This window comes from Pantoea sp. Morm, assembly GCF_016643525.1.
Taxonomy (GTDB): domain Bacteria; phylum Pseudomonadota; class Gammaproteobacteria; order Enterobacterales; family Enterobacteriaceae; genus Pantoea; species Pantoea dispersa.
In genome coordinates this window covers 1-1,717 of record NZ_VOQX01000229.1, presented here as the reverse complement: position 1 = coordinate 1,717, position 1,717 = coordinate 1, and the positions used below count along the sequence as shown (strand labels likewise).

Below are 1,717 nucleotides of genomic sequence, written 5' to 3'. Positions count from 1 at the left end.
GCGGTGGTGATCGGCGTGATGAACTCGTTTTTCGTCAGCCACTGGGTGTTCCGCTGGCGTACCGCGATGAACAACTACTACATGCATAACTGGCAGCGCCTGCGCCTGGTGGAAGGGGCCGCACAGCGTGTGCAGGAAGACACCATGCGCTTCGCCAGCACGCTGCAGGACTGGGGCATCAGCTTTATTCAGGCCATCATGACGCTGGTGGCGTTTCTGCCGGTGCTGGTGACGCTGTCGCACCACGTGAAGGAAGTGCCGATTCTCGGCAATATCCCTTATGCGCTGGTGATCGCCGCGCTGCTGTGGTCGCTGTTTGGTACCGCGCTGCTGGCGCTGGTGGGAATTAAACTGCCGGGGCTGGAGTTCCGCAATCAGCGGGTGGAAGCCGCGTACCGTAAAGAGCTGGTGTACGGCGAGGACGATCCGCAGCGCGCCGCACCGCCCACGGTGCAGGAGCTGTTCAGCCGCGTGCGTCACAACTATTTCCGCCTCTATTTCCACTACCTCTATTTCAACATCACGCGCATTCTCTACCTGCAGGTGGACAATGTGTTCGGGCTGTTCGTGCTGTTCCCTTCCATTGTCGCGGGCACCATTACGCTGGGGCTGCTTAACCAGATCACCAACGTGTTCGATCAGGTGCGCTCGTCGTTCCAGTATCTGATTACGTCGTGGTCCACGCTGATTACGCTGATGTCGATCTACAAACGTCTGCGCAGCTTTGAGCAGATTCTGCAGGATATTCCGCACGAAGAGATGCTGCGCGAAGCCTCGGAGTAAGCGGAAAAGGCTCGGAGGCAGAACCGCACTGTACTCCGACATCACTCAGAACAGTCCCCTCTCCCGCCCGCGGGAGAGGGTTAGGGTGAGGGCGAACCCCGCACCCATCCGCCCCATTTTCAGCCCGCCAGCACCGCAAACACCTTCTCAATCGCGTACGCGCCCGGATCCTTCACGCCATCCAGACTCTGCTGATTCAGATAAGCCGAACGGCCCGCCTTCGCGCTCTGCATCTGCGCCGTCGCATCGGCACCCTGTTGCGCAGCGGCCGCCGCATCCGCCAGCGATTCACCCGCCGCTAACGCTTCCAGTGCCGGCTGCAGCGCATCCACCAGCGTGCGATGTCCCGGCTGCGCGCCGCCGTAGTGCTTCATCCGCTCCAGTCCATGCATCAGCGCCTGCGGCAGCGTGCTGCCCTCTTCCAGCTGCTGTCCGGCCGAAGTAAACAGAATCGACATCAGCACTCCGCTCGATCCGCCCATCACCGTCGCCAGCTGTTCGCCCACCAGCGCCAGCAGCGTAGGCAGCTCATCCAGCGGCAACTGCTGTTCACGCAGGCCGCGCTGGATTTTCTTCGCGCCGGCGGCAAAGGTCGAGCCGGTATCGCCATCGCCGACTTTGGCGTCCAGCGCATTCAGCTCGCTCTCCAGATCGATCAGCGTCTGCGTCACGCGCTCAACCACCTGCGCCACTTCAGCGTTATCAGAAGGATCGAAATCCAGCACGCTGCCGATGCGTTCAGCGCGCTGCAGGCTGATGGGCGCAAAGTCGTACATCGGCGTCCAGCCCAGCACCTGCACCGGCGCATGCAGCGCCTCGAAAAACGCCTCTTCCAGCGCCAGCAGCGTCAGCGAAAACCCTTTCATATCCAGCGCGCTGACCAGGGTTGCCGGGCCAATTAAATGGGTGATGCGTGCCGCCAGCGGCGACTGCA

General features: G+C 61.7%; 2 protein-coding genes. One reads left to right on the top strand and one right to left on the bottom strand.

Annotated features, from left to right (window positions below; all coding sequences use genetic code 11):
* Positions 1 to 783, top strand: a 783-nt coding sequence (gene sbmA, locus FT726_RS27110) for a peptide antibiotic transporter SbmA (RefSeq protein ID WP_346303835.1), incomplete at its 5' end; no start/stop codon positions are given.
* Positions 784 to 902: 119 nt separating this feature from the next.
* Here sbmA and FT726_RS27105 read toward each other — a convergent pair.
* The coding region (locus FT726_RS27105) for a DAK2 domain-containing protein (RefSeq protein WP_346303834.1) at positions 903 to 1,717 on the bottom strand (815 nt) is incomplete at its 5' end.